The following is a 19,432-nucleotide window of genomic DNA, read 5'->3' on the forward strand; positions in this document are numbered from 1 at the left end:
CTTAAAATCTTTTATAATGTAAATAATAAAGAGGAGGCTCCATCTATATGCAATTCTCAATCAACCGTTCCGTTTTTATTAAACATTTAAATGACGTGCAACGTGCCATTTCGTCTAAAACAACGATTCCGATCTTAACGGGAATTAAAATCGTTTTGACAGACGCCGGTTTAATGTTAACGGGCAGTAACGCAGACATTTCTATTGAATCATTCATTTCTGCTACTGATGATAAAAATGAATTAGATATTGGTTCAACTGGCTCAATTGTTTTATCGGCTCGTTTCTTTAGCGAAATTGTCAAACGATTACCTGAAGACACTATGAATTTAGAAGTTAAGGATAATTTTCAAACGGAAATTAAATCCGGTCCAGCCGAATTCACGATTAATGGCCTAGACGCCAATAATTATCCCAACTTACCTGAAATTGATACTGAAGATCAATTAATCTTAGACGTCAGTGTTCTAAAACAATTGATTGCCCAAACTGTTATTGCTGTCTCTAATCAAGAAAGCCGGCCGATTCTAACTGGTATTCATTTAGTTCTTGATCAGGGTGAACTGATGGCTGTCGCAACGGATTCACATCGCTTATCGCAACGTAAAATTAATTTAGATCTGAACCCTAACATTCACTACGACGTTATTATTCCTGGTAAAAGTCTCGTTGAACTTTCGCGAACGTTAGACGATGATATTGATACCGTTGAAGTACGGATTGCCGAAAATCAGGTTCTCTTTATTGCGGGGGCAACTTCGTTCTATTCACGTTTGTTAGAGGGAAATTATCCAGAGACATCACGTTTAATTCCAACTAGCTCAACAACCCAAGTCGAATTTAGTGCGCCTGTACTTTTAGCAGCAATTGAACGTGCATCATTGCTGTCTCATGAAAGCCACAATAACGTAGTTAAATTAGCACTTAATCCTACAGAAAATAACGTTACTATTTACGGTAACTCGCCAGATGTTGGTAACGTTGAAGAAGCATTGGCTAGCGAGAATTTAAGCGGTGATAGTTTAGAGATTTCGTTTAATCCTGATTATATGAAAGATGCATTACGTTCTTTCGGTCAGACACAAATTCACATCGCCTTTACTTCGGCACTTCGTCCATTTACGCTTGTGCCAACGGAGGATAACGATCATTTTGTTCAATTAATTACACCAGTTCGAACTTTTTAAATATGATCAAAAATGCATCCTAGACGGTCAGAATATTGGCCATCTAGGATGCTTTTTTTTGCCATAAAATTACTTTAGAGTCAGTTTGCGCAAATTTTACGTAAACTAACGTTAAAATGACATAAATAGCCTTATTTTTTTATTTTAGCTTCTTTAAGTACTTTTAGTGTCTTTTGTCGAATTAAGCTAAAAACGCACTGAGTCGCATAATTTGGCTATTTACATTGTTTTTTTCTATTAAAACGCGTATAATATATGAGGTAAACAAATGTAATAGAGCGAAGTGAGGGATGTTATTGAAAAAAATTGTGGATCTCGATACCGCTTATATGACGCTTGGTCAATTATTAAAAGAATTAGGTTTAATTGATTCTGGTGGACAGGCCAAATGGTTCTTGCAGGAGCAGCCTGTTTTAGTGAACCAAACAGCGGAAAATCGACGCGGACGTAAGCTAGTGGCGGACGACCAAGTGACAATTCCTGACGTTGGCGATTTTATTTTACGGCAAGTAACCAATTCGGATGATAACTAATGTACGTTGATCATTTAATCTTGACAAATTATCGTAATTATAAAAAAGTTGACGTTCATTTTTCTAAGGATACGAATGTTTTACTTGGTGAAAATGCCCAGGGTAAGACTAATCTATTAGAAGCAATCTACGTTTTAGCAATGACTAAAAGTCACCGAACAAATAATGAAAAGGATTTTATTAAGTGGCAAGCCGAATTTGCTAAAATTCAAGGGACAATTCAAAAAAACAACAGTAAGTTACCTTTAGAACTGGTTATTAGTAAAAAAGGCAAACGAGCTAAAATTAATCATTTAGAGCAAGCTAAATTATCACAGTATTTGGGTCAACTAAACGTTATTTTATTTGCGCCAGAGGATCTATCGCTTGTTAAGGGCTCACCGGCAGTTCGGCGGCGCTTTATTGATATGGAATTTGGACAAATGAGTCCTCGGTATTTATATAATATTAGCCAGTATAAGACAGTTTTAAAACAACGTAACCGGTACTTGAAACAACTCAAGTACCAGCAGGCCAAGGACCAAGTTTACTTAGAGGTACTGTCCGACCAGTTGGCCCAGTACGGTGCTGCTATTATTCATCAACGAATACAATTTTTGGGTAAGCTAGAAGGTTGGGCGCAAAAATTGCATAGGAGCATTACTGACGGCGCCGAAACATTGACTTTTAGTTACATTACACAAATTGAGCAGGCTAAAGATCAATCAGTCGAAGAATTAACTGCCGCACTGCAAAAACTTTTACGTAGCGATGTTAAGCGTGAAACTGAACAGGGCACGACGTTAGTTGGACCACATCGCGATGATGTGCGTTTTTTAGTTAATCAAAAAAATGTGCAGACATTTGGTTCACAAGGACAACAGCGTACGACTGCCTTATCCGTTAAATTAGCGGAGATTGATTTGATGAAGGAACAAACCGGTGAGTACCCAGTCTTATTGTTAGATGATGTTTTATCGGAGTTGGACGATTTGCGCCAAACACACCTTTTAAAGGCTATCCAGCATAAAGTGCAGACTTTTTTAACGACAACTAGTTTAAGTGGTGTCGCCAAAACGATGATTCAGGCGCCGCGGGTTTTTCATATCACACATGGCGAATTAGTACAAAGCGACCATGATTAACTGGAAGAAAGAAAATGGAGGGAACAACACTTGACGGATTCAGAAAAAAAAGAAGAGCGTCTTGAAGAATTAGCCAAATCTTATGATGCTAGTCAAATTCAAGTTCTTGAAGGCTTAGAGGCTGTTCGGAAACGACCAGGGATGTATATTGGTACGACAACTTCTCAAGGTCTACATCATTTAGTTTGGGAAATTGTGGATAATGGGATTGATGAAGCGCTGGCTGGATTTGCGGACGAAATCAACGTCACTGTTGAAAAAGACAACTCCATCCGTGTGACTGATAATGGTCGCGGAATTCCAGTTGATTTGCAGCAAAAGACCGGCCGGCCAGCCGTTGAAACGATTTTTACTATTCTCCATGCTGGTGGTAAGTTTGGCGGCGGCGGTTATAAAGTTTCTGGTGGTTTACATGGTGTTGGTGCTTCAGTCGTTAACGCTTTGTCTAGCCAATTAAACGTTGAGGTCCTTAAAGAAGGAAAACGCTACTATATGGATTTCAAGCGCGGTAAAGTTAATACTGAGCTTAAGGTTAGCGGTACAATTCCAGAACATGAACACGGCACAATTGTTCATTTTTGGCCTGATCATGATATTTTTAGGGAAACAACCGTTTATGATATTAAAATTTTAACAACGCGAATTCGTGAGTTGGCCTTTTTGAATAAGGGTTTACGAATTAGCATTGAAGATTTACGTCCTGAGAAACCGACCAAAGAAGTTTTCCACTATGAAGGTGGCATTAAGAGTTACGTTGAGTATTTAGACAACGGTAAGCACGATCTTTTTCCAGAGCCAATTTACGTGGAAGGTGACGAAAAGGGAATTAAGGTTGAAGTTGCTTTACAATACACTGACGATTACCACACTAACTTGATGACCTTCGCCAATAATATTCATACCTATGAAGGTGGAACTCATGAGGCTGGTTTTAAGGCCGCGTTAACGCGAGTAATTAATGACTACGCGCACAAAAAGAACTTTCTTAAAGACAGTGAAGATAACCTTTCAGGCGAAGATGTTCGTGAAGGGATGACTGCTGTTGTTAGTATCAAACATCCAGATCCGCAATTTGAGGGCCAGACTAAGACAAAATTAGGTAATTCTGACGCACGAACGGTAACTGATCACACCTTTGCGGAGACATTTTCGCGTTACTTGATGGAAAACCCAGATATCGCTAAAGATGTTATGGATAAGGGATTATTAGCCTCTAAAGCACGCCTAGCAGCTAAGCGTGCCCGGGAAGTTACCCGGAAAAAATCAGGATTAGAGATCAGTAATTTACCTGGTAAGTTGGCTGATAATTCCAGTAAAGATCCTGAAATTAGTGAACTATTTATTGTTGAAGGGGATTCGGCCGGTGGTTCTGCTAAGCAAGGCCGGTCACGGTTAACGCAGGCCATTTTACCGATTCGTGGTAAGATTTTGAACGTTGAAAAAGCCAGTTTAGATCGTATTTTAGCAAATGAAGAAATTCGAACATTATTTACAGCGATGGGAACTGGTTTTGGTGATGAATTTGATTTATCAAAGGCACGTTACCATAAATTAATTATTATGACTGATGCCGATGTAGATGGTGCACATATTCGCACGTTACTTTTAACGTTATTTTACCGTTATATGCGTCCGGTTGTGGAGGCAGGTTACGTTTATATTGCTCAGCCACCGTTGTATCAGGTACGGCAAGGAAAAATGCAAAAGTACATTGATTCTGACGAGGAACTGGAAACTGTTTTAGGTAGTTTACAACCTAGTCCTAAGCCAGTTATTCAGCGTTATAAGGGCCTTGGTGAAATGGATGCTTCTCAATTATGGGAAACAACGATGGATCCAGATTATCGCCGTTTGTTGCGGGTTGACGTTTCCGATGCCATTGAGGCCGATCACGTTCTTGAAATGTTAATGGGTGACAAGGTCTTACCACGGCGTCAGTTTATTGAAGATAATGCCCATTACGTCGAAAACTTGGACGTTTAATGGATCTTTAATTTTAGGATATATAGATGATTTTGAAGGGAGTCAATGAAGTAAATGGCAGACGAACCACAAAATAGCCGGATAAAAGACGTCAATTTATCGACAACAATGCGTACCTCGTTCTTGGACTACGCGATGAGTGTTATCGTTGCACGGGCATTACCGGACGTTCGTGATGGTCTAAAACCAGTCCAACGTCGTATTTTATACGGTATGAGCGAATTAGGAGTAACACCGGACAAGCCATATAAGAAATCGGCCAGAATTGTTGGGGATGTTATGGGTAAATTCCATCCCCATGGTGATTCATCAATTTATGAAGGCATGGTACGAATGGCGCAAGACTTCAGTTATCGCTACATGTTAGTTGATGGACATGGTAACTTTGGCTCCGTCGACGGTGATGGCGCCGCTGCAATGCGGTATACCGAAGCTAAAATGAGTAAAATTGCAACGGAAATGTTGCGCGATATTAACAAAGATACAATTGATTACCAAGATAACTATGATGGTACTGAAAAAGAACCTACTGTACTACCGGCACGCTTTCCTAACCTACTAGTTAATGGTTCAACGGGGATTGCCGTTGGGATGGCAACAAATATTCCACCACATAATTTGAGTGAGGTTATTAGTGCACTGCATATTTTAATGGATAATCCAGAAGCAACTACAGCCGATTTAATGGAGGCAGTTCCTGGTCCTGATTTTCCAACTGGTGGTTTAGTCATGGGCAAATCAGGTATTCGCCGTGCTTATGAAACTGGTAAGGGAACCATTATGCTCCGTGCACGAACTGAGATTCAGGAACAAAAAAACGGTAAGGAACGCATTATTGTTACTGAACTTCCGTACATGGTTAATAAGGCCAGATTAGTTGAAAAAATTGCTGAATTGGCACGTGATAAACGAATTGATGGAATTACAGATCTAAACGATGAATCCGATCGTGAAGGTATGCGTGTTGTTATTGATATACACCGTGACGTATCAGCTTCAGTTGTTTTGAACAACTTATATAAATTAACGATGATGCAAACTTCTTTCGGCTTTAATATGTTAGCCATTGTTAACGGCACACCGCGCACGTTGAGTTTAAAAGAAATTTTGCAGTATTACTTAAAACATCAAGAAGAAGTTATTCAACGGCGGACGGCTTTTGATTTACGCAAGGCCGAAGCTCGTGCGCACATCTTGGCTGGTTTACGAATTGCGCTAGATCATATTGATGAGATTATTCGAATTATTCGTAGTTCTAAAACTGGTGAAGTTGCCAAAAATATTTTAATGGAACGCTATGAATTAGACGATAAGCAAACACAGGCTATTTTAGACATGCGTTTGGTTCGTTTAACTGGTTTGGAACGCGATAAAGTTGAGTCTGAATATGCTGATTTAATGGTCAAAATTGCCGACTATAAGGATATTTTGGCTAAACCGGAACGGATCAACCAGATTATTTATCAAGAATTGTTAGAAATTCAAACTAAATTTGGTGATAAGCGGCGGACTGAGTTGTTAGTTGGCGAAGTTCTAAGTCTTGAAGATGAGGATTTAATCGAAGAAGAAGACGTTGTGATTACTTTGACGCACAATGGCTATATCAAGCGCTTACCTGCTTCTGAATTTAAGATCCAGAATCGTGGTGGCCGTGGTATTCAAGGTATGGGCATTCACGATGATGATTTCATCGAACACCTAGTCTTTACCTCAACGCATGATATGCTATTATTCTTCACGAATACGGGTAAAGTTTACCAGGCAAAGGGCTACGAAATACCCGAATATGGACGAACTGCCAAGGGAATTCCGGTAATTAATCTGCTTGGAATTGATTCTGGCGAAAGTATTCAAACAGTAGTTAATGTAGCTTCAGATGCTGAAGATAACTATTTGATGTTCACTACGCTGAAGGGAGTTGCTAAGCGGACACCTGTTGCGGAGTTCCAAAATATTCGTAGTAATGGCTTAAAGGCAATTACCTTAAAAGAAAATGATGAGCTAATTAACGTTAGTTTGACAGATGGTAAGCAGAATATTATTATCGGAACGCACTTAGGTTATGCGGTTAGCTTTGCTGAAACGGCCGTTCGTTCAATGGGTCGTTCTGCAACCGGTGTTCGTGGTATTCGCCTACGTGAGGGTGACTATGTTGTTGGTTCAGATTTATTAACTGCTGACAGTGAAGTTCTTGTTATCTCTGAAAATGGTTACGGTAAACGTACTAGTGCCAAGCAGTACCCAATTAAGGGCCGTGGCGGTAAGGGGATTAAGACGGTTAACGTGACCGATAAAAACGGTCCATTAGCTGGTTTAACAACTGTCAATGGTAATGAGGATGTCATGCTGATTACTAATACAGGTGTTGTTATTCGTTTCCACGTTAGCGACGTTTCACAAACTGGTCGGGCAACCTTAGGTGTTCGTCTAATTCGAGTTGACGACAAGGCTAAGGTCGCAACAATGGCCAAAGTTGAACCAGAAGTGGCGGATACTGAAGCAACCACTGAAGATCCAACGACTGATTAATTGTAAAAGTTAAACGAGATCGTTTTGGCGTAAGTTATCTATAAGGTGACGAAAGCCAAAACGATTTTTGTGTTTTAATTATCAATTCCCACTTGATGACTGAGGGCCATAAAATTGGAAACTAGTTGAAAGTTCTGTCAACGCGTGCTATAATTTTTATTTGTGAGTATCTAGTTATTTAGATTCTCCTTGTTTCCAACATTGGGTTGGAGACCTTAAAGTCCATAAGGAGGTGAACAGTCATGGCTCAATCAAAGAAATATGAAATTCTCTACATTATTCGTCCAGATTTAGACGATGAAAGCAAAACAGCCTTAGTTGAACGTTTTGACGGCATTTTGCGGGATAACGGTGCAGAAGTGATTGAATCAAAGGACTGGTCGAAACGACGCTTAGCGTTCGAAATCAAAAACTACCGCGAAGGTTTATACCATTTAATTCGTGTAGCAACTGATGATGATACGCCACTAGGTGAATTCGACCGTCTTTCAAAGATTAATGACGATATTTTACGTCATATGATCACACGCGAAGAAGACTAATTAGTGCGCTGTATCTTTTCGAGTAAAAGATACAACGAGTAAATAAAATTTTAAAAAAAGAAAGGGGAGCTTTAGGATATGATTAATCGTGTCGTTCTTGTTGGTCGTTTGACCCGGGACCCTGATTTACGTTATACCTCTGGTGGTGCTGCTGTAGCAACTTTTACTGTCGCCGTTAACCGTCAATTCACTAACCGTAATGGTGATCGTGAAGCTGATTTTATCAGTTGTGTTATTTGGCGAAAGGCCGCAGAAAATTTTGCTAACTTTACCCATAAAGGATCATTAGTTGGTGTTGATGGCCGAATTCAAACGCGTAATTACGATAATGCAGAAGGTCAACGTGTTTACGTGACTGAAGTTGTTGTCGATAATTTCTCATTGTTAGAATCACGGTCTACTGACGAACGTCGTCAGCAAAATAATGCTAACCAAAACCCTGGTGGTTATCAAGATAAGCCAGCCAGTAACTTTGGTGGTAACGCTAATAATAATCCAGCTCCTCAGTCATCAAGTAGTCAAGCACCTGCGAGTGGTTCAACCAGCAATACACCTAATAGCAATCCTAATGATCCGTTTGCAAATAACGGTGATTCGATTGATATTTCCGATGATGATTTACCATTCTAATGTGTTGTAATGATTACTAATTCCATTTAAGTGGGGAGGAAATCAATTATGGCTCAACAACGTAGAGGTGGACGTCGCCGTCGTAAAGTAGATTATATCGCTGCTAATCATATTGAACACATTGATTACAAGGATACAGATTTATTACGTCGCTTCGTTTCAGAACGTGGCAAGATTTTACCACGTCGTGTAACGGGTACTAGTGCCAAGAACCAACGTAAGATTACAATTGCAATCAAGCGTGCACGGATCATGGCTTTATTACCATTCGTTTCCGAAGATATGTAGACAGTTATTAGATCGAGACAGTTTGTCTCGATCTTTTTTTATACTCAGTTGTTCCACGTGAAACGTTTCCTGATTCGACTTAAAATGAGTCTTTTCCTAGTTTGTGCTAAAATAAAAGAAGTACTTTCCATTTTGGATTGTTGAGTGAGTTAATAATGGAATGAATAAACGGGGAGAAGCTATACTAGAAGCCTAACTGACCATATTTGAATGGTCAAATAGTTAGTTGGATTTTTCTGGTACGGCTCTGAATGGTTAAGTGATAGAGGAGTTAGTATGAAAAAATTATTTTCGCAGAACCTACTGCCAGTGTTCTTGCAGAATAATCGGCTGCGTTTGGTATCAGCAAGTCTGATTATATTAGCAAGTGTTGGAATTATTCTGGCGTTCTTCATTAATTTTATTTTAGGACTCTTTTTATTTGTGCTTTTTGTTGCATTAGTAGGCACAACTTTTTATGCAATCGACACAGTTACGAAAAAAACGAATCGCTATATTTCAGATCTTTCTTACCGAATTAAACGTGGCGAACAAGAAGCATTGATTCAAATGCCAATTGGAATTTTGCTTTATAACGAAGATGCTGAAATTGAGTGGACTAATCCGTATTTACAGCAATATCTGGGTAAACAAGAAGTATTAGGCAAAAAAATTGCGACAATTGATCCTGAATTGGCCACGTTAATCAGTGAAAATGAATCCTTTGACGAGCCGCGCAATGTTCGCTGGGGCGATAACCAATTTGAAATTATCATCCAAAAAAGTATTCACGTTGTCTATTTATTAGATATCACGCGTTACGCTAAGATTGAAGACCGCTATAATGATGAACAGTTAGCCATTGGTCAAATTTTCTTAGATAATTACGATGAAATTACCCAAACAATGACTGATAAAGATATTTCTAACCTGAATAATTATGTTACCAATGAGTTAAGTAACTGGGCACGGAAATACGGTATGTTTTTAAAGCGGGTGGATGATGATCATTTCTTCGTTATTTTATACGCCAAGGCATTACAGGCGATTGAAGCGGATAATTTTAAGATTTTGGATCGAATTCGTGAGCGAACCTCTAAACAAAATTATCCGTTGACCTTATCTTTAGGAATTGCCTATAATGATACTGATCTAGCCAAATTGGCTACTCTTTCGCAAAGTAACCTTGATTTGGCTCTGGGTCGTGGTGGTGACCAGGTTGTGGTTAAATCCGAAGATGATCCTGCACGATTTTATGGTGGTAAGACTAATCCAATGGAGAAACGAACGCGTGTCCGGGCACGAATGATTAGCCAGGCCTTACAAGAAGTTATGGGTCAGGCCGATCAAGTTTTTGTTATGGGTCATTTCAAACCGGATATGGATTCATTAGGCGCTTGTCTTGGTATTCGACGTATTGCGGCAATGAATGGCAAAAAATGTTACGTGGTTGTGAATCAAGATAATTTACACAGTGATGTTCAACGATTGTTAGATGAAATTAAGCGCTATCCAGAAATTGAGCCTTTCATTGTTACACCTGAGCAAACGACAGATTTAGTGTCTGAACATAGTTTATTAATTATGGTCGATCATTCTAAGCCTTCACTTACAACTAGTCCGGCCTTATACGAAAAGTTGCATGACCGGACACTTATTATCGACCATCATCGTCGTGGTGAGGAATTCCCCGAGAATCCAATGTTGGTTTACATTGAGCCTTACGCATCATCAACGTGTGAGTTAATCACTGAGATGTTTGAGTACCAACCTAAGGATACTGAGGCAATTAGTAAGATCGAAGCAACGGCAATGTTGGCCGGCATTACGGTGGATACAAAATCCTTCTCGTTAAGAACAGGAACCCGAACGTTTGATGCCGCCAGTTACTTACGCTCGGTTGGCGCCGATGCCGTGATGGTTCAACGTATTTTGAAGGAAAACGTTAATAATTATATTCAGAAAAACCACCTAATTGAGACAATCAAATATATAAAACCCAATGTGGCTTTATGTGCTGGTGAAGAAAATAAAACTTATGATCCAGTTGTTGCGGCACAGGCGGCAGATACTTTGTTATCATTATCTGGAATTAACGCATCATACGTCATAACTAAGCGGCCTGATGGTAAAGAAATTGGTATTTCGGCCCGTAGCTTGGGTGAAGTCAATGTTCAAGTTATTATGGAGAAAATGGGTGGCGGTGGTCATTTATCTAACGCCGCTACCCAGTTAACGGGAGTCAGTATTGATGAGGCCAAGCAACAATTAATTGACGTTGTTAATGAGGTGGAAAAGCCTGCCGAAGATGCTGCCGAAAAAAGTAAGTAAGTATTAAAATTAATAAATTTAATCCGAATAAAGAGAGGTTGTTTAATCATGAAAGTTATTTTCCTAGAAGATGTTCGTGGTAAGGGTAAACGCGGCGAGGTTAAAAATGTTCCTGATGGCTACGCACAAAACTTTTTGATTAAAAATAATAAGGCAATGCTTGCAACAAAAAAAGCAATGAGCCAATTAAAAGGCCAACAAAAGGCTGAAGAAAAACGTGCTGCTGAAGAATTAGCAGTGGCTAAACAAGTAAAAGAAAAAATTGAAGACGATAAAACAGTTGTTGAAATTAAATCTAAGGCTGGTGAAGATAGCCGGCTCTTCGGTTCTGTTCCTAGCAAGCAAATTGCTCAGGCTTTGGACAAACAGTTTGGAATTAAAGTTGATAAGCGCAAAATCGAGTTACCAGAGCCAATTCGGGCACTAGGTTATCGAAATGTGACCGTGAAATTATTCGATGACGTTACGGCTAAAATTCGGGTTCACGTGGTTGAACAGTAGTCCAATTGACGATGTGAAGTATGGATTTTGATCGTTGCTAAATGGCGTTAGTGGGTTAAGTGACAGTGCCTTTTTAGATATGTCTAAATAATTCAGTCGTGAAATGCCGGTAAAATTAGGTTAAAACACGCCCAAAATAAAAATGCGGAATGAGGAGGTGCGCTACTTTAACTCTTCATTCTGCATTTTTGGGTTATTGCCATGGATCAATCCAACACGTATAATGATGGCATTGTCGTCGCGTTTGTATTTAAGGGAGTTTTAAGATGAACAATGAATTAATTGACCAAACACCACCGCAGAATATTGAGGCTGAGCAGGCCGTTCTTGGTGCGGTGTTCTTAAATCCTGAGGCGTTAGTTGAAGCAATGGAGTTTGTTGAACCAGCTGATTTTTACCGACGTGCCCATCAGCTTATTTTTCAAGCAATGGTTGATTTAAATGACGCTTCAGAAGCTATTGATGTTGTGACTTTGAAGGATCGTTTAGCAAGCCAAAATCAATTAGAGGATATTGGTGGCATGAGCTATCTAGGTGACTTAGCAGTTGCTGTGCCAACTGCTGCTAACGTGGCTTATTATGCTAAAATAGTCCAGGAAAAGGCAATTTTACGTCGTTTGATTAAGGCCGCCACAACAATTGTAACTAGTAGTTATTCCCAAGAAGAAGGTGTCTCGACCATTTTGGACGAGGCCGAGCAGGGAATTCTAAATGTTTCTGAGCAGCGTAATTCTTCTGGATTTAAGCCAATTTCAGACGTTTTAAATTCAGCAATTGAGCAAATTGATCAGTTATACCAAAATAATGATGATATCACGGGGCTACCTACTGGTTACCGCGATTTAGATAAAATGACAGCCGGTTTACAAGAAGATGAGCTAGTCATTATTGCTGCGCGGCCGGCCGTTGGTAAGACGGCCTTTGCGTTAAATATTGCCCAAAATGTTGGGACTAAGACGGATAAGACGGTAGCTATTTTTAGCTTAGAAATGAGTGCAGAGTCTTTAGTTAACCGAATGTTGTGCGCTGAAGGTAGTATTGATGCTAGCCATTTACGAACGGGACAGTTATCCGAAGAAGAGTGGCAGAATTTAATTATTGCCATGGGCAGTCTGTCTAAGGCCTCAATTTATATTGACGATACGCCAGGAAATAAAATGTCAGAAATTCGGGCTAAATGTCGCCGTCTTGCCAAAGAAAAGGGTAATCTAGGCTTAATTGTTATTGATTATCTGCAATTAATTGAAGGTAGTAATCACGAAAGTCGGCAACAAGAAGTTTCAGGAATTTCACGACAATTAAAAAAATTGGCTAAGGAATTACACGTTCCAGTTATTGCCTTATCGCAATTATCGCGTAGTGTGGAACAGCGACAAGATAAGCGACCAGTTTTATCGGATATTCGTGAATCAGGATCAATTGAACAGGATGCGGATATTGTTGCCTTTCTTTACCGGGATGATTATTATCGGGATGAGCCTGATGAGGATAGTAATGATGATAGCCAATTTGCCCAATCTAGCGCTGCTGGCGGTACTCGGGAAGAAGATCAAGAAGTCGGCGAAGTAGAAGTTATTATCGAAAAGAACCGAAGCGGCGCCCGCGGTACAGTTAAGCTGCTCTTTGTCAAACAGTACAATAAGTTTTCATCAATCGCATACGTGCCAGAAAATTAAGCACAGCAACTTACTTTGGTAAACACGTTCAAACTAAATTGGTCAGAAAAATGACTAGTAAAAGTAATCTTTAAACGTAACCCAAATCAGTGACCAATTCAGCCAACGAATTATTTTACGCGTGGCTACTATTTGGCCATTTAATACTAATCGGTTCTAAAATTAATCTGCCACTAGGTAAATACCTAAGCGGCAGATTTTTATTTTCTAAAATGGGCCTTTATAATGATGAAAAGGAGGAAATTCATAATGTCAATGAACGTTTATGATGTTTTGCGGACCGCGACAACTTCACGGGATCGTTATTTTGAATCAATTTTAGTTGAGAATCAGTACTTTCCGCTTGCTCACGCGGCCTTTATTCAAATTACGGATGCTAAAAACAATGAAGATGTTGAAGATTTAACAACGCTAGACATTGAGGAACAAGTACGTGCTTACCTTAAAATCCCGCCAAGTTTTTTTAATGACGAGGACAGTTTACGCTTTGGTGATGAATTAGATGAATATCATGAATTAGTAGAAACGGCGACTGATTTAATTGAGGGTGGCCGTTTAGCTGATGAAGTACACGTCTTTAAAGTGACCGATGACGAAACCTTAATAATTAACGGCGACTTATTTGGGGTCTAGAGACTTAAGCGCAAACTGTAGCGCGCTTAGGCCGCGGAATAGAATAAAATTTGATTTTAATATAATCGCGCTTAAAAATTATTCATCCTTTGATGGCTGAGAATGTCATCCTTTAGGTATAAGGTGTTGGGCTAGTAGATGAATGTCACTGAATGCGGCGTTATTAAAATGGCTAAAAGTGTGGTACAAACGGCATAGCGTGACCGTGATAATTTTACGTAGAACCTTAAGATTATTTTCAAACGGCAACACTCAAAATATGACGGGTTACACCGCATTAATAAATAACGGACTGATAAAAAGCTAATTTAGTTCCAATAGCACCCACAACAATAATGTTCGTATTTTAAGCATATTATTAATAATATTATTATTTTGTTCGTTTTTAATATTGATAATCCGCAATGTACGGAATTTCATTCGTCTTTTTGTTGCTAAGCTGGTCATTTACTGCTACAATGACAGCTGTTGTGTTGGTAATTTAGACACGAAAAATAAATAATTGAGGTGTTTATATGGCATCAGTTGTTGTAGTAGGATCCCAATGGGGCGATGAAGGAAAAGGGAAAATTACCGATTTCTTAGGCGAGGCTGCAGACGTCATTGCACGTTCGCAAGGTGGCGACAACGCGGGACATACAATTCACGCGCAAGGCAAAATCTTGAAGTTACGCTTAATTCCATCCGGTATTCTCTACCCAGACAAAATTTCGGTTATCGGTAACGGTGTTGTCGTTAATCCAGAGTCTTTGGTAGCAGAATTGGACTACTTAGCTGAGAACGGGGTAACGGCGGATAATCTACGGATTTCCGACCGCGCCCATGTAATTTTACCCTACCATATCGAACTAGATCGCTTGCAAGAAGCTAGTAAGGGCGATCAAAAGATTGGCACTACGAATCGCGGCATTGGTCCGGCTTATATGGATAAGGCGGCTCGGGTCGGAATTCGGATGGTCGATTTGCTCGATAAGGAAGTCTTTAAGGAAAAACTTACCGCAAATTTAGAAGCTAAGAATCGTGAGTTTACAGAAATTTATGGTGGAAAAGCATTAGCATTTGCTGATATTTTTGAACCATTCTACACGTATGGTCAACGACTTAAAAAATTCGTCACTGATACGTCAGTTGTTTTAAACGACGCTTTAGATGATGGTAAAAAAGTTCTTTTTGAAGGCGCCCAGGGTGTCATGCTAGATATTGACCAAGGAACGTATCCTTTTGTGACTTCATCAAATCCAGTTGCCGGTGGGGTAACTGTCGGTAGTGGTGTTGGGCCAACGCGGATTAATCGCGCCGTTGGTGTTTGTAAGGCCTATACTTCCCGGGTTGGTGATGGACCATTCCCAACTGAATTACATGATGAGATTGGCGACTTTATTCGCGAGGCAGGGCATGAATACGGAACTGTGACAAAGCGGCCGCGGAGAATTGGTTGGTTTGACTCTGTTGTCATGCGCCACGCTAAGCGCGTTTCTGGCCTGACTGATCTTAGTTTAAACTGTGTTGATGTCTTAACTGGACTTAAGACGGTTAAGCTTTGTACGGCTTACGAACTTGATGGTAAAATAATTTATCATTATCCCGCTAGTTTAAAGCAATTGGCCAAATGTAAGCCAGTTTATGAAGAAATGCCCGGTTGGGACGAGGACATTACCGGTGTTAAAACGTTGGCCGAATTACCAGCGGCTGCCCGCCATTACGTGGAACGAGTTCAAGAGCTGGTTGGCGTTAACATCGCAACCTTCTCTGTTGGTCCTGATCGTGATCAGACTAACGTTTTAAACAACATTTGGCAAGAAGCTTAAAGTATTTTTGACAAGTTACAATTATAACGGTTACAATTAAATAAATTCACTAGGGGTGTTCTGAAAAGAACTGAGACGTGGTTTAGGCACGGACCCTTTGAACCTGTAAGTTTATACTTGCGTAGGGAAAGTGACGAAGCTAGCAATTCAAGTCAGCGCCTACTTTATGCAAGTAAGCGGTGGCTTTTTATTTTGGTTAATTATTACTGGAGGTTTTTGAAATGAAATTAGCTTTACTGGAACAATTACGGCAGCGAAATCCATTGGTTTTTACAATTGCCAATTTTGTAACCGTTAATGATGTTGCTAATGGTTTGATTGCAATCGGTGCGGCACCGATGATGTCTTTAGAACCGGCCGAGGCCCAAGAGATGGTGACGGCCGCTGATGGTATTACGCTAAATTTAGGAACGCTGACGCAACAACAAATTGGCCAAATGCATAGTGTGGGTTATTACGCACAATTGGCTAATAAGCCAGTTGTTTTGGATCCAGTGGCGGTTGGTGCTATTGCTTTCCGTAAAAAAATTGCCCGGGAAATATTGGCTGCCTTTCCAGTTAACTTGATTCGTGGTAACGCAGGTGAAATTACGGCGCTGGTGGATGTTGCCTGGCAGGCCAAGGGAGTAGATGCAGGCCACGGAGAAGCTGATTTACAAAAAGTGGCCAAGCAAGTTGCCCAACGCTATGATTGTGTTGTTGTTATCACCGGACCAACTGATATTGTAACTGACGGCCAGCGACTAACTTTAATTGAAAACGGTAGCGCTCTTTTCCCCTTGATGACCGGCTCTGGCGATTTATTATCGAGTATTTGTGCCGCTTTCTTAGCTCTAACCACGGAGACAGTTGATGACTTTTCAGCGGTTACCGCCGCCTGCCAAATTTACGCCACAACGGGTGAGTTGGCGGCCCAGTCATTAACCGCGGAATTACCAAATAGTTTCCGGACTGCCCTGATTGATCGATTACATACTGTTACCGTTGCGGAAATTGAGAAAGTTGCTCGGTACCAAGAATTAAAATAATTTGGAGGTTTTATCAATGAATTCATACCCACAGGCAGCAACCATTGCCGGAATCGATTCTGGTGGTGGGGCAGGTGTTAATGCTGATGTCAAAACAATGCAGGAACGCCACGTTTTTTCCGCAACAATTATCGTTGCCGTAACGGCCCAAAATACGTTAGGTGTACAGGATTTTGAGCCAGTTTCCATTAAATTGATTAACGAGCAATTCAAATCATTAGCGGATGACCTCAATATTCGGGCTTGTAAAACAGGGATGTTGGCTGATGCGGCCCACGTTCACGCTGTTGCCCAGAATTTACAACGCTATGATTTTGGCCCTTACACGTTGGATCCAGTCATGGTGGCAAAGGGTGGCGCTCATTTACTAAGTGATGACGCGATTGCGACAGTTAGAGATGAATTAATTCCACTAGCAACAGTTGTAACCCCTAATTTACCAGAAACAGAAGCACTAACTGGTGGAAAGATTGAATCGGAAGCCGACATGCAGGCTGCTGGCCACACTTTACAACAATTAGGTGCTAAAAACGTGGTTGTAAAAGGTGGTCATGGCGCTAATAGCCAAACTTCCAGTGATTTTGTTTTACTGGAGAATGGCCGCTCATTTTGGTTAAGTACCCCACGAATTGCAACGAAGAATACACATGGTACTGGGGACACATTTGCATCGTGCATTACGGCCGAATTGGCTAAAGGAAAGAGTGTTGAGGCGGCTATTCGTCTGGCTAAGGCCTTTATTCAGGCGGCCATTGCTGACGGGATTGACGTTGGTCATGGTCACGGTCCAACAAATCACTGGGCCTTTAGAAAGGTGGTACAAACGGATGCAAAAGACTGATTTAGCCGTCTATTTTGTTGCCGGTAGCCAGGATATTCCAGCTGGTGAAACCTTGTTAGGTGTACTTGAAGCGGCCTTAAGTGCAGGAATTACGACTTTTCAATACCGAGAAAAAGGAAGTAATAGTTTAACCTCTGCTACTGCTAAATTGGCTTTGGCGCAACAGGCCCGCGATTTGTGTGCTAACTATAAGGTTCCCTTTATTGTGGATGACGACGTTGATCTAGCGCTTGCAGTAAAGGCTGATGGTATTCATGTTGGGCAAAAGGATGAGACCATTCAACAAGTAATTCAGCGGGTGCGGGGAAAGTTAATTGTTGGACTTTCTTGTAATACACTGGGGCAAGTTAAGCGCGCTCAAAGTATTGTTGGTATCGATTATCTCGGAATTGGCCCCATTTTTTCCACAACGTCAAAGGCTGATGCTGAACCAGAAATTGGAATTGTGGGATTAAAACGAGCACTTAGTTTTAATAAATTACCAAGTGTTGCGATTGGTGGGATTGATAGTAATACAATGGCCGCAACGGCTGCAACTGGAGTTGATGGGTTGGCGGTTATTTCACTGATAACGCACAGTCCACAACGCGCTAAAATTATTGCGGCAATGCGGCATCTCTACCCTCAGGTTTCTAAAAATGAAAGAAAATAGTCGGATTAGTGGGCAATTCTTATTATGGCTTGGTGCTGCCATTTCAATTGCGGAAATTATAACTGGGACCTTAATTGCACCACTTGGATTGGCCAAGGGATTTCTGGCAATTCTAGTTGGGCATATCCTAGGTTGCTTTGTTTTCTTGTTACCTGCAGCGATAATGGGCGGGCGCCAACGACGTACCGCAATTGCGTCAACTCATTTTGCCTTTGGTCATTTAGGCGTGCAACTGTTCTCACTTCTTAATGCACTTCAATTAATTGGTTGGACGGCGGTTATGATTGCTAACGCCATTAGTGCGCTTAATGGTGTTTCCGGCCGTTTATTTAATTTTAAAAGTGCACTATTCATGGGCCTAATCATGGCGGCCTTACTTATTTTTTGGTTATTAATTAATAACGATTGGCTTTTTCGGATTAATAATCTAGTCGTAGCTTTACTTTTCGTTGGTTCTTTAATTATGTTATGGCTTGTTTTACGAATACCACAGCATGCCTCAGTGTTAACGGGAAATTCAATAACTTTTGGTGCCGCCGTTGAATTGGGAGTTACGATGGCGTTATCCTGGTTGCCACTGATCGCGGATTACACTAGTCAAACTGAAGAACCAATAAAGGTATCTTGGGCCAGCACGGCCGGTTATTTTATCGGTAGTCTTTTTATGTTTTCAATTGGACTACTGGCCGCCGTTCGAACGGGTAAAACGGATATTACTACAATTTTAGTTAGTTCTGGTCTAGGTATTTTGGCGTTATTTATTATTATTTTTTCAACCGTCACAACGACATTCTTAGATGCCCATTCGGCCGCAGTTAATGTTCACAATATTTGGAAAAAGCTAAATTTGAAGTGGTTGGCCAGTGGCGTTGTGTTGATTGGTTTAATCATCGCTTTGGTGGTACCACTCAGTTTGTACCAGCAATTTTTATATTTAATCGGCTCGATTTTCGCACCATTGTATACAATAGTATTCGTTAATTACTTCTTATTGAAGCGACCATTAAAGATTAAACTAAACTTTATTTTTTGGCTAGTTGGCGTGGTCGGTTATTATTGGCTACAGCAATTTAACTTTATCCTCGGCACAACAACCAGCGAACTTCTTCTTTTGGGAAGTATTGTTTGGATAACTGGGTATTTTATAAATCGATCTAAATAAAAATG

17 protein-coding genes and 1 riboswitch are annotated in these 19,432 nt (G+C 40.4%); all 17 genes read left to right on the forward strand.

What is annotated here, in order from left to right:
• The first annotated feature begins 47 nt into the window (after window positions 1–47).
• On the forward strand, window positions 48–1,187 hold the full coding sequence (gene dnaN / locus AYR53_RS03015; RefSeq protein ID WP_068225921.1) for a DNA polymerase III subunit beta: 1,140 nt from the start codon (window positions 48–50) through the stop codon (window positions 1,185–1,187).
• Between the two features lie 296 nt (window positions 1,188–1,483).
• On the forward strand, window positions 1,484–1,720 hold the full coding sequence (gene yaaA / locus AYR53_RS03020; RefSeq protein ID WP_068226277.1) for a S4 domain-containing protein YaaA: 237 nt from the start codon (window positions 1,484–1,486) through the stop codon (window positions 1,718–1,720).
• Window positions 1,720–2,844 (forward strand): DNA replication/repair protein RecF, encoded by a 1,125-nt coding sequence (recF, locus tag AYR53_RS03025; protein WP_068225920.1) that lies wholly within the window; start codon window positions 1,720–1,722, stop codon window positions 2,842–2,844. The genes yaaA and recF overlap by 1 nt, the downstream gene beginning before the upstream one ends.
• A gap of 30 nt (window positions 2,845–2,874) precedes the next feature.
• A complete protein-coding gene (gene gyrB, locus AYR53_RS03030) occupies window positions 2,875–4,827 on the forward strand; it encodes a DNA topoisomerase (ATP-hydrolyzing) subunit B (RefSeq protein ID WP_068225919.1) in 1,953 nt (650 codons plus the stop codon).
• Between the two features lie 54 nt (window positions 4,828–4,881).
• On the forward strand, window positions 4,882–7,356 hold the full coding sequence (gyrA, locus tag AYR53_RS03035; protein ID WP_068279473.1) for a DNA gyrase subunit A: 2,475 nt from the start codon (window positions 4,882–4,884) through the stop codon (window positions 7,354–7,356).
• 242 nt (window positions 7,357–7,598) lie between these two features.
• On the forward strand, window positions 7,599–7,898 hold the full coding sequence (gene rpsF / locus AYR53_RS03040; RefSeq protein WP_068225917.1) for a 30S ribosomal protein S6: 300 nt from the start codon (window positions 7,599–7,601) through the stop codon (window positions 7,896–7,898).
• Between the two features lie 78 nt (window positions 7,899–7,976).
• Window positions 7,977–8,528: a single-stranded DNA-binding protein gene (gene ssb / locus AYR53_RS03045; RefSeq protein ID WP_068225916.1), complete on the forward strand. Its 552-nt coding sequence runs from the start codon at window positions 7,977–7,979 to the stop codon at window positions 8,526–8,528.
• Window positions 8,529–8,576: 48 nt separating this feature from the next.
• Window positions 8,577–8,816, forward strand: a complete 240-nt coding sequence (gene rpsR / locus AYR53_RS03050) for a 30S ribosomal protein S18 (protein WP_068225915.1) — start codon at window positions 8,577–8,579, stop codon at window positions 8,814–8,816.
• Between the two features lie 276 nt (window positions 8,817–9,092).
• On the forward strand, window positions 9,093–11,126 hold the full coding sequence (locus tag AYR53_RS03055) for a DHH family phosphoesterase (protein WP_068225914.1): 2,034 nt from the start codon (window positions 9,093–9,095) through the stop codon (window positions 11,124–11,126).
• A gap of 48 nt (window positions 11,127–11,174) precedes the next feature.
• Window positions 11,175–11,627: a 50S ribosomal protein L9 gene (gene rplI, locus AYR53_RS03060; protein ID WP_068225913.1), complete on the forward strand. Its 453-nt coding sequence runs from the start codon at window positions 11,175–11,177 to the stop codon at window positions 11,625–11,627.
• A gap of 266 nt (window positions 11,628–11,893) precedes the next feature.
• On the forward strand, window positions 11,894–13,303 hold the full coding sequence (gene dnaB / locus AYR53_RS03065) for a replicative DNA helicase (protein WP_068225912.1): 1,410 nt from the start codon (window positions 11,894–11,896) through the stop codon (window positions 13,301–13,303).
• Window positions 13,304–13,552: 249 nt separating this feature from the next.
• Window positions 13,553–13,936 (forward strand): hypothetical protein, encoded by a 384-nt coding sequence (locus AYR53_RS03070; RefSeq protein WP_068225911.1) that lies wholly within the window; start codon window positions 13,553–13,555, stop codon window positions 13,934–13,936.
• A gap of 515 nt (window positions 13,937–14,451) precedes the next feature.
• Window positions 14,452–15,744, forward strand: a complete 1,293-nt coding sequence (locus AYR53_RS03075; RefSeq protein ID WP_068225910.1) for an adenylosuccinate synthase — start codon at window positions 14,452–14,454, stop codon at window positions 15,742–15,744.
• 41 nt (window positions 15,745–15,785) lie between these two features.
• A riboswitch (TPP riboswitch) is annotated at window positions 15,786–15,890 on the forward strand.
• A 75-nt stretch (window positions 15,891–15,965) separates the two neighbouring features.
• Entirely contained in the window at window positions 15,966–16,772 is an 807-nt protein-coding gene (gene thiM / locus AYR53_RS03080; protein ID WP_068225909.1) for a hydroxyethylthiazole kinase, read from the forward strand.
• A 16-nt stretch (window positions 16,773–16,788) separates the two neighbouring features.
• On the forward strand, window positions 16,789–17,613 hold the full coding sequence (gene thiD / locus AYR53_RS03085) for a bifunctional hydroxymethylpyrimidine kinase/phosphomethylpyrimidine kinase (RefSeq protein ID WP_068225908.1): 825 nt from the start codon (window positions 16,789–16,791) through the stop codon (window positions 17,611–17,613).
• Window positions 17,600–18,265 (forward strand): thiamine phosphate synthase, encoded by a 666-nt coding sequence (gene thiE, locus AYR53_RS03090; RefSeq protein ID WP_068225907.1) that lies wholly within the window; start codon window positions 17,600–17,602, stop codon window positions 18,263–18,265. The genes thiD and thiE overlap by 14 nt, the downstream gene beginning before the upstream one ends.
• Window positions 18,252–19,427 (forward strand): putative hydroxymethylpyrimidine transporter CytX, encoded by a 1,176-nt coding sequence (gene cytX / locus AYR53_RS03095; RefSeq protein ID WP_068225906.1) that lies wholly within the window; start codon window positions 18,252–18,254, stop codon window positions 19,425–19,427. The genes thiE and cytX overlap by 14 nt, the downstream gene beginning before the upstream one ends.
• The last annotated feature ends 5 nt before the right edge of the window (window positions 19,428–19,432 follow it).

The organism is Loigolactobacillus backii, assembly GCF_001663675.1.
GTDB classification, from domain to species: Bacteria; Bacillota; Bacilli; order Lactobacillales; family Lactobacillaceae; genus Loigolactobacillus; species Loigolactobacillus backii.

Coding starts and splice junctions, on each gene's coding strand:
- dnaN (WP_068225921.1), top strand. CDS start 48: ATGCAATTCTCAATCAACCGTTCCGTTTTTATTAAACATTTAAATGAC.
- recF (WP_068225920.1), top strand. CDS start 1,720: ATGTACGTTGATCATTTAATCTTGACAAATTATCGTAATTATAAAAAA.
- gyrA (WP_068279473.1), top strand. CDS start 4,882: ATGGCAGACGAACCACAAAATAGCCGGATAAAAGACGTCAATTTATCG.
- rpsF (WP_068225917.1), top strand. CDS start 7,599: ATGGCTCAATCAAAGAAATATGAAATTCTCTACATTATTCGTCCAGAT.
- ssb (WP_068225916.1), top strand. CDS start 7,977: ATGATTAATCGTGTCGTTCTTGTTGGTCGTTTGACCCGGGACCCTGAT.
- rpsR (WP_068225915.1), top strand. CDS start 8,577: ATGGCTCAACAACGTAGAGGTGGACGTCGCCGTCGTAAAGTAGATTAT.
- AYR53_RS03055 (WP_068225914.1), top strand. CDS start 9,093: ATGAAAAAATTATTTTCGCAGAACCTACTGCCAGTGTTCTTGCAGAAT.
- rplI (WP_068225913.1), top strand. CDS start 11,175: ATGAAAGTTATTTTCCTAGAAGATGTTCGTGGTAAGGGTAAACGCGGC.
- dnaB (WP_068225912.1), top strand. CDS start 11,894: ATGAACAATGAATTAATTGACCAAACACCACCGCAGAATATTGAGGCT.
- AYR53_RS03070 (WP_068225911.1), top strand. CDS start 13,553: ATGTCAATGAACGTTTATGATGTTTTGCGGACCGCGACAACTTCACGG.
- AYR53_RS03075 (WP_068225910.1), top strand. CDS start 14,452: ATGGCATCAGTTGTTGTAGTAGGATCCCAATGGGGCGATGAAGGAAAA.
- thiM (WP_068225909.1), top strand. CDS start 15,966: ATGAAATTAGCTTTACTGGAACAATTACGGCAGCGAAATCCATTGGTT.
- thiD (WP_068225908.1), top strand. CDS start 16,789: ATGAATTCATACCCACAGGCAGCAACCATTGCCGGAATCGATTCTGGT.
- thiE (WP_068225907.1), top strand. CDS start 17,600: ATGCAAAAGACTGATTTAGCCGTCTATTTTGTTGCCGGTAGCCAGGAT.
- cytX (WP_068225906.1), top strand. CDS start 18,252: ATGAAAGAAAATAGTCGGATTAGTGGGCAATTCTTATTATGGCTTGGT.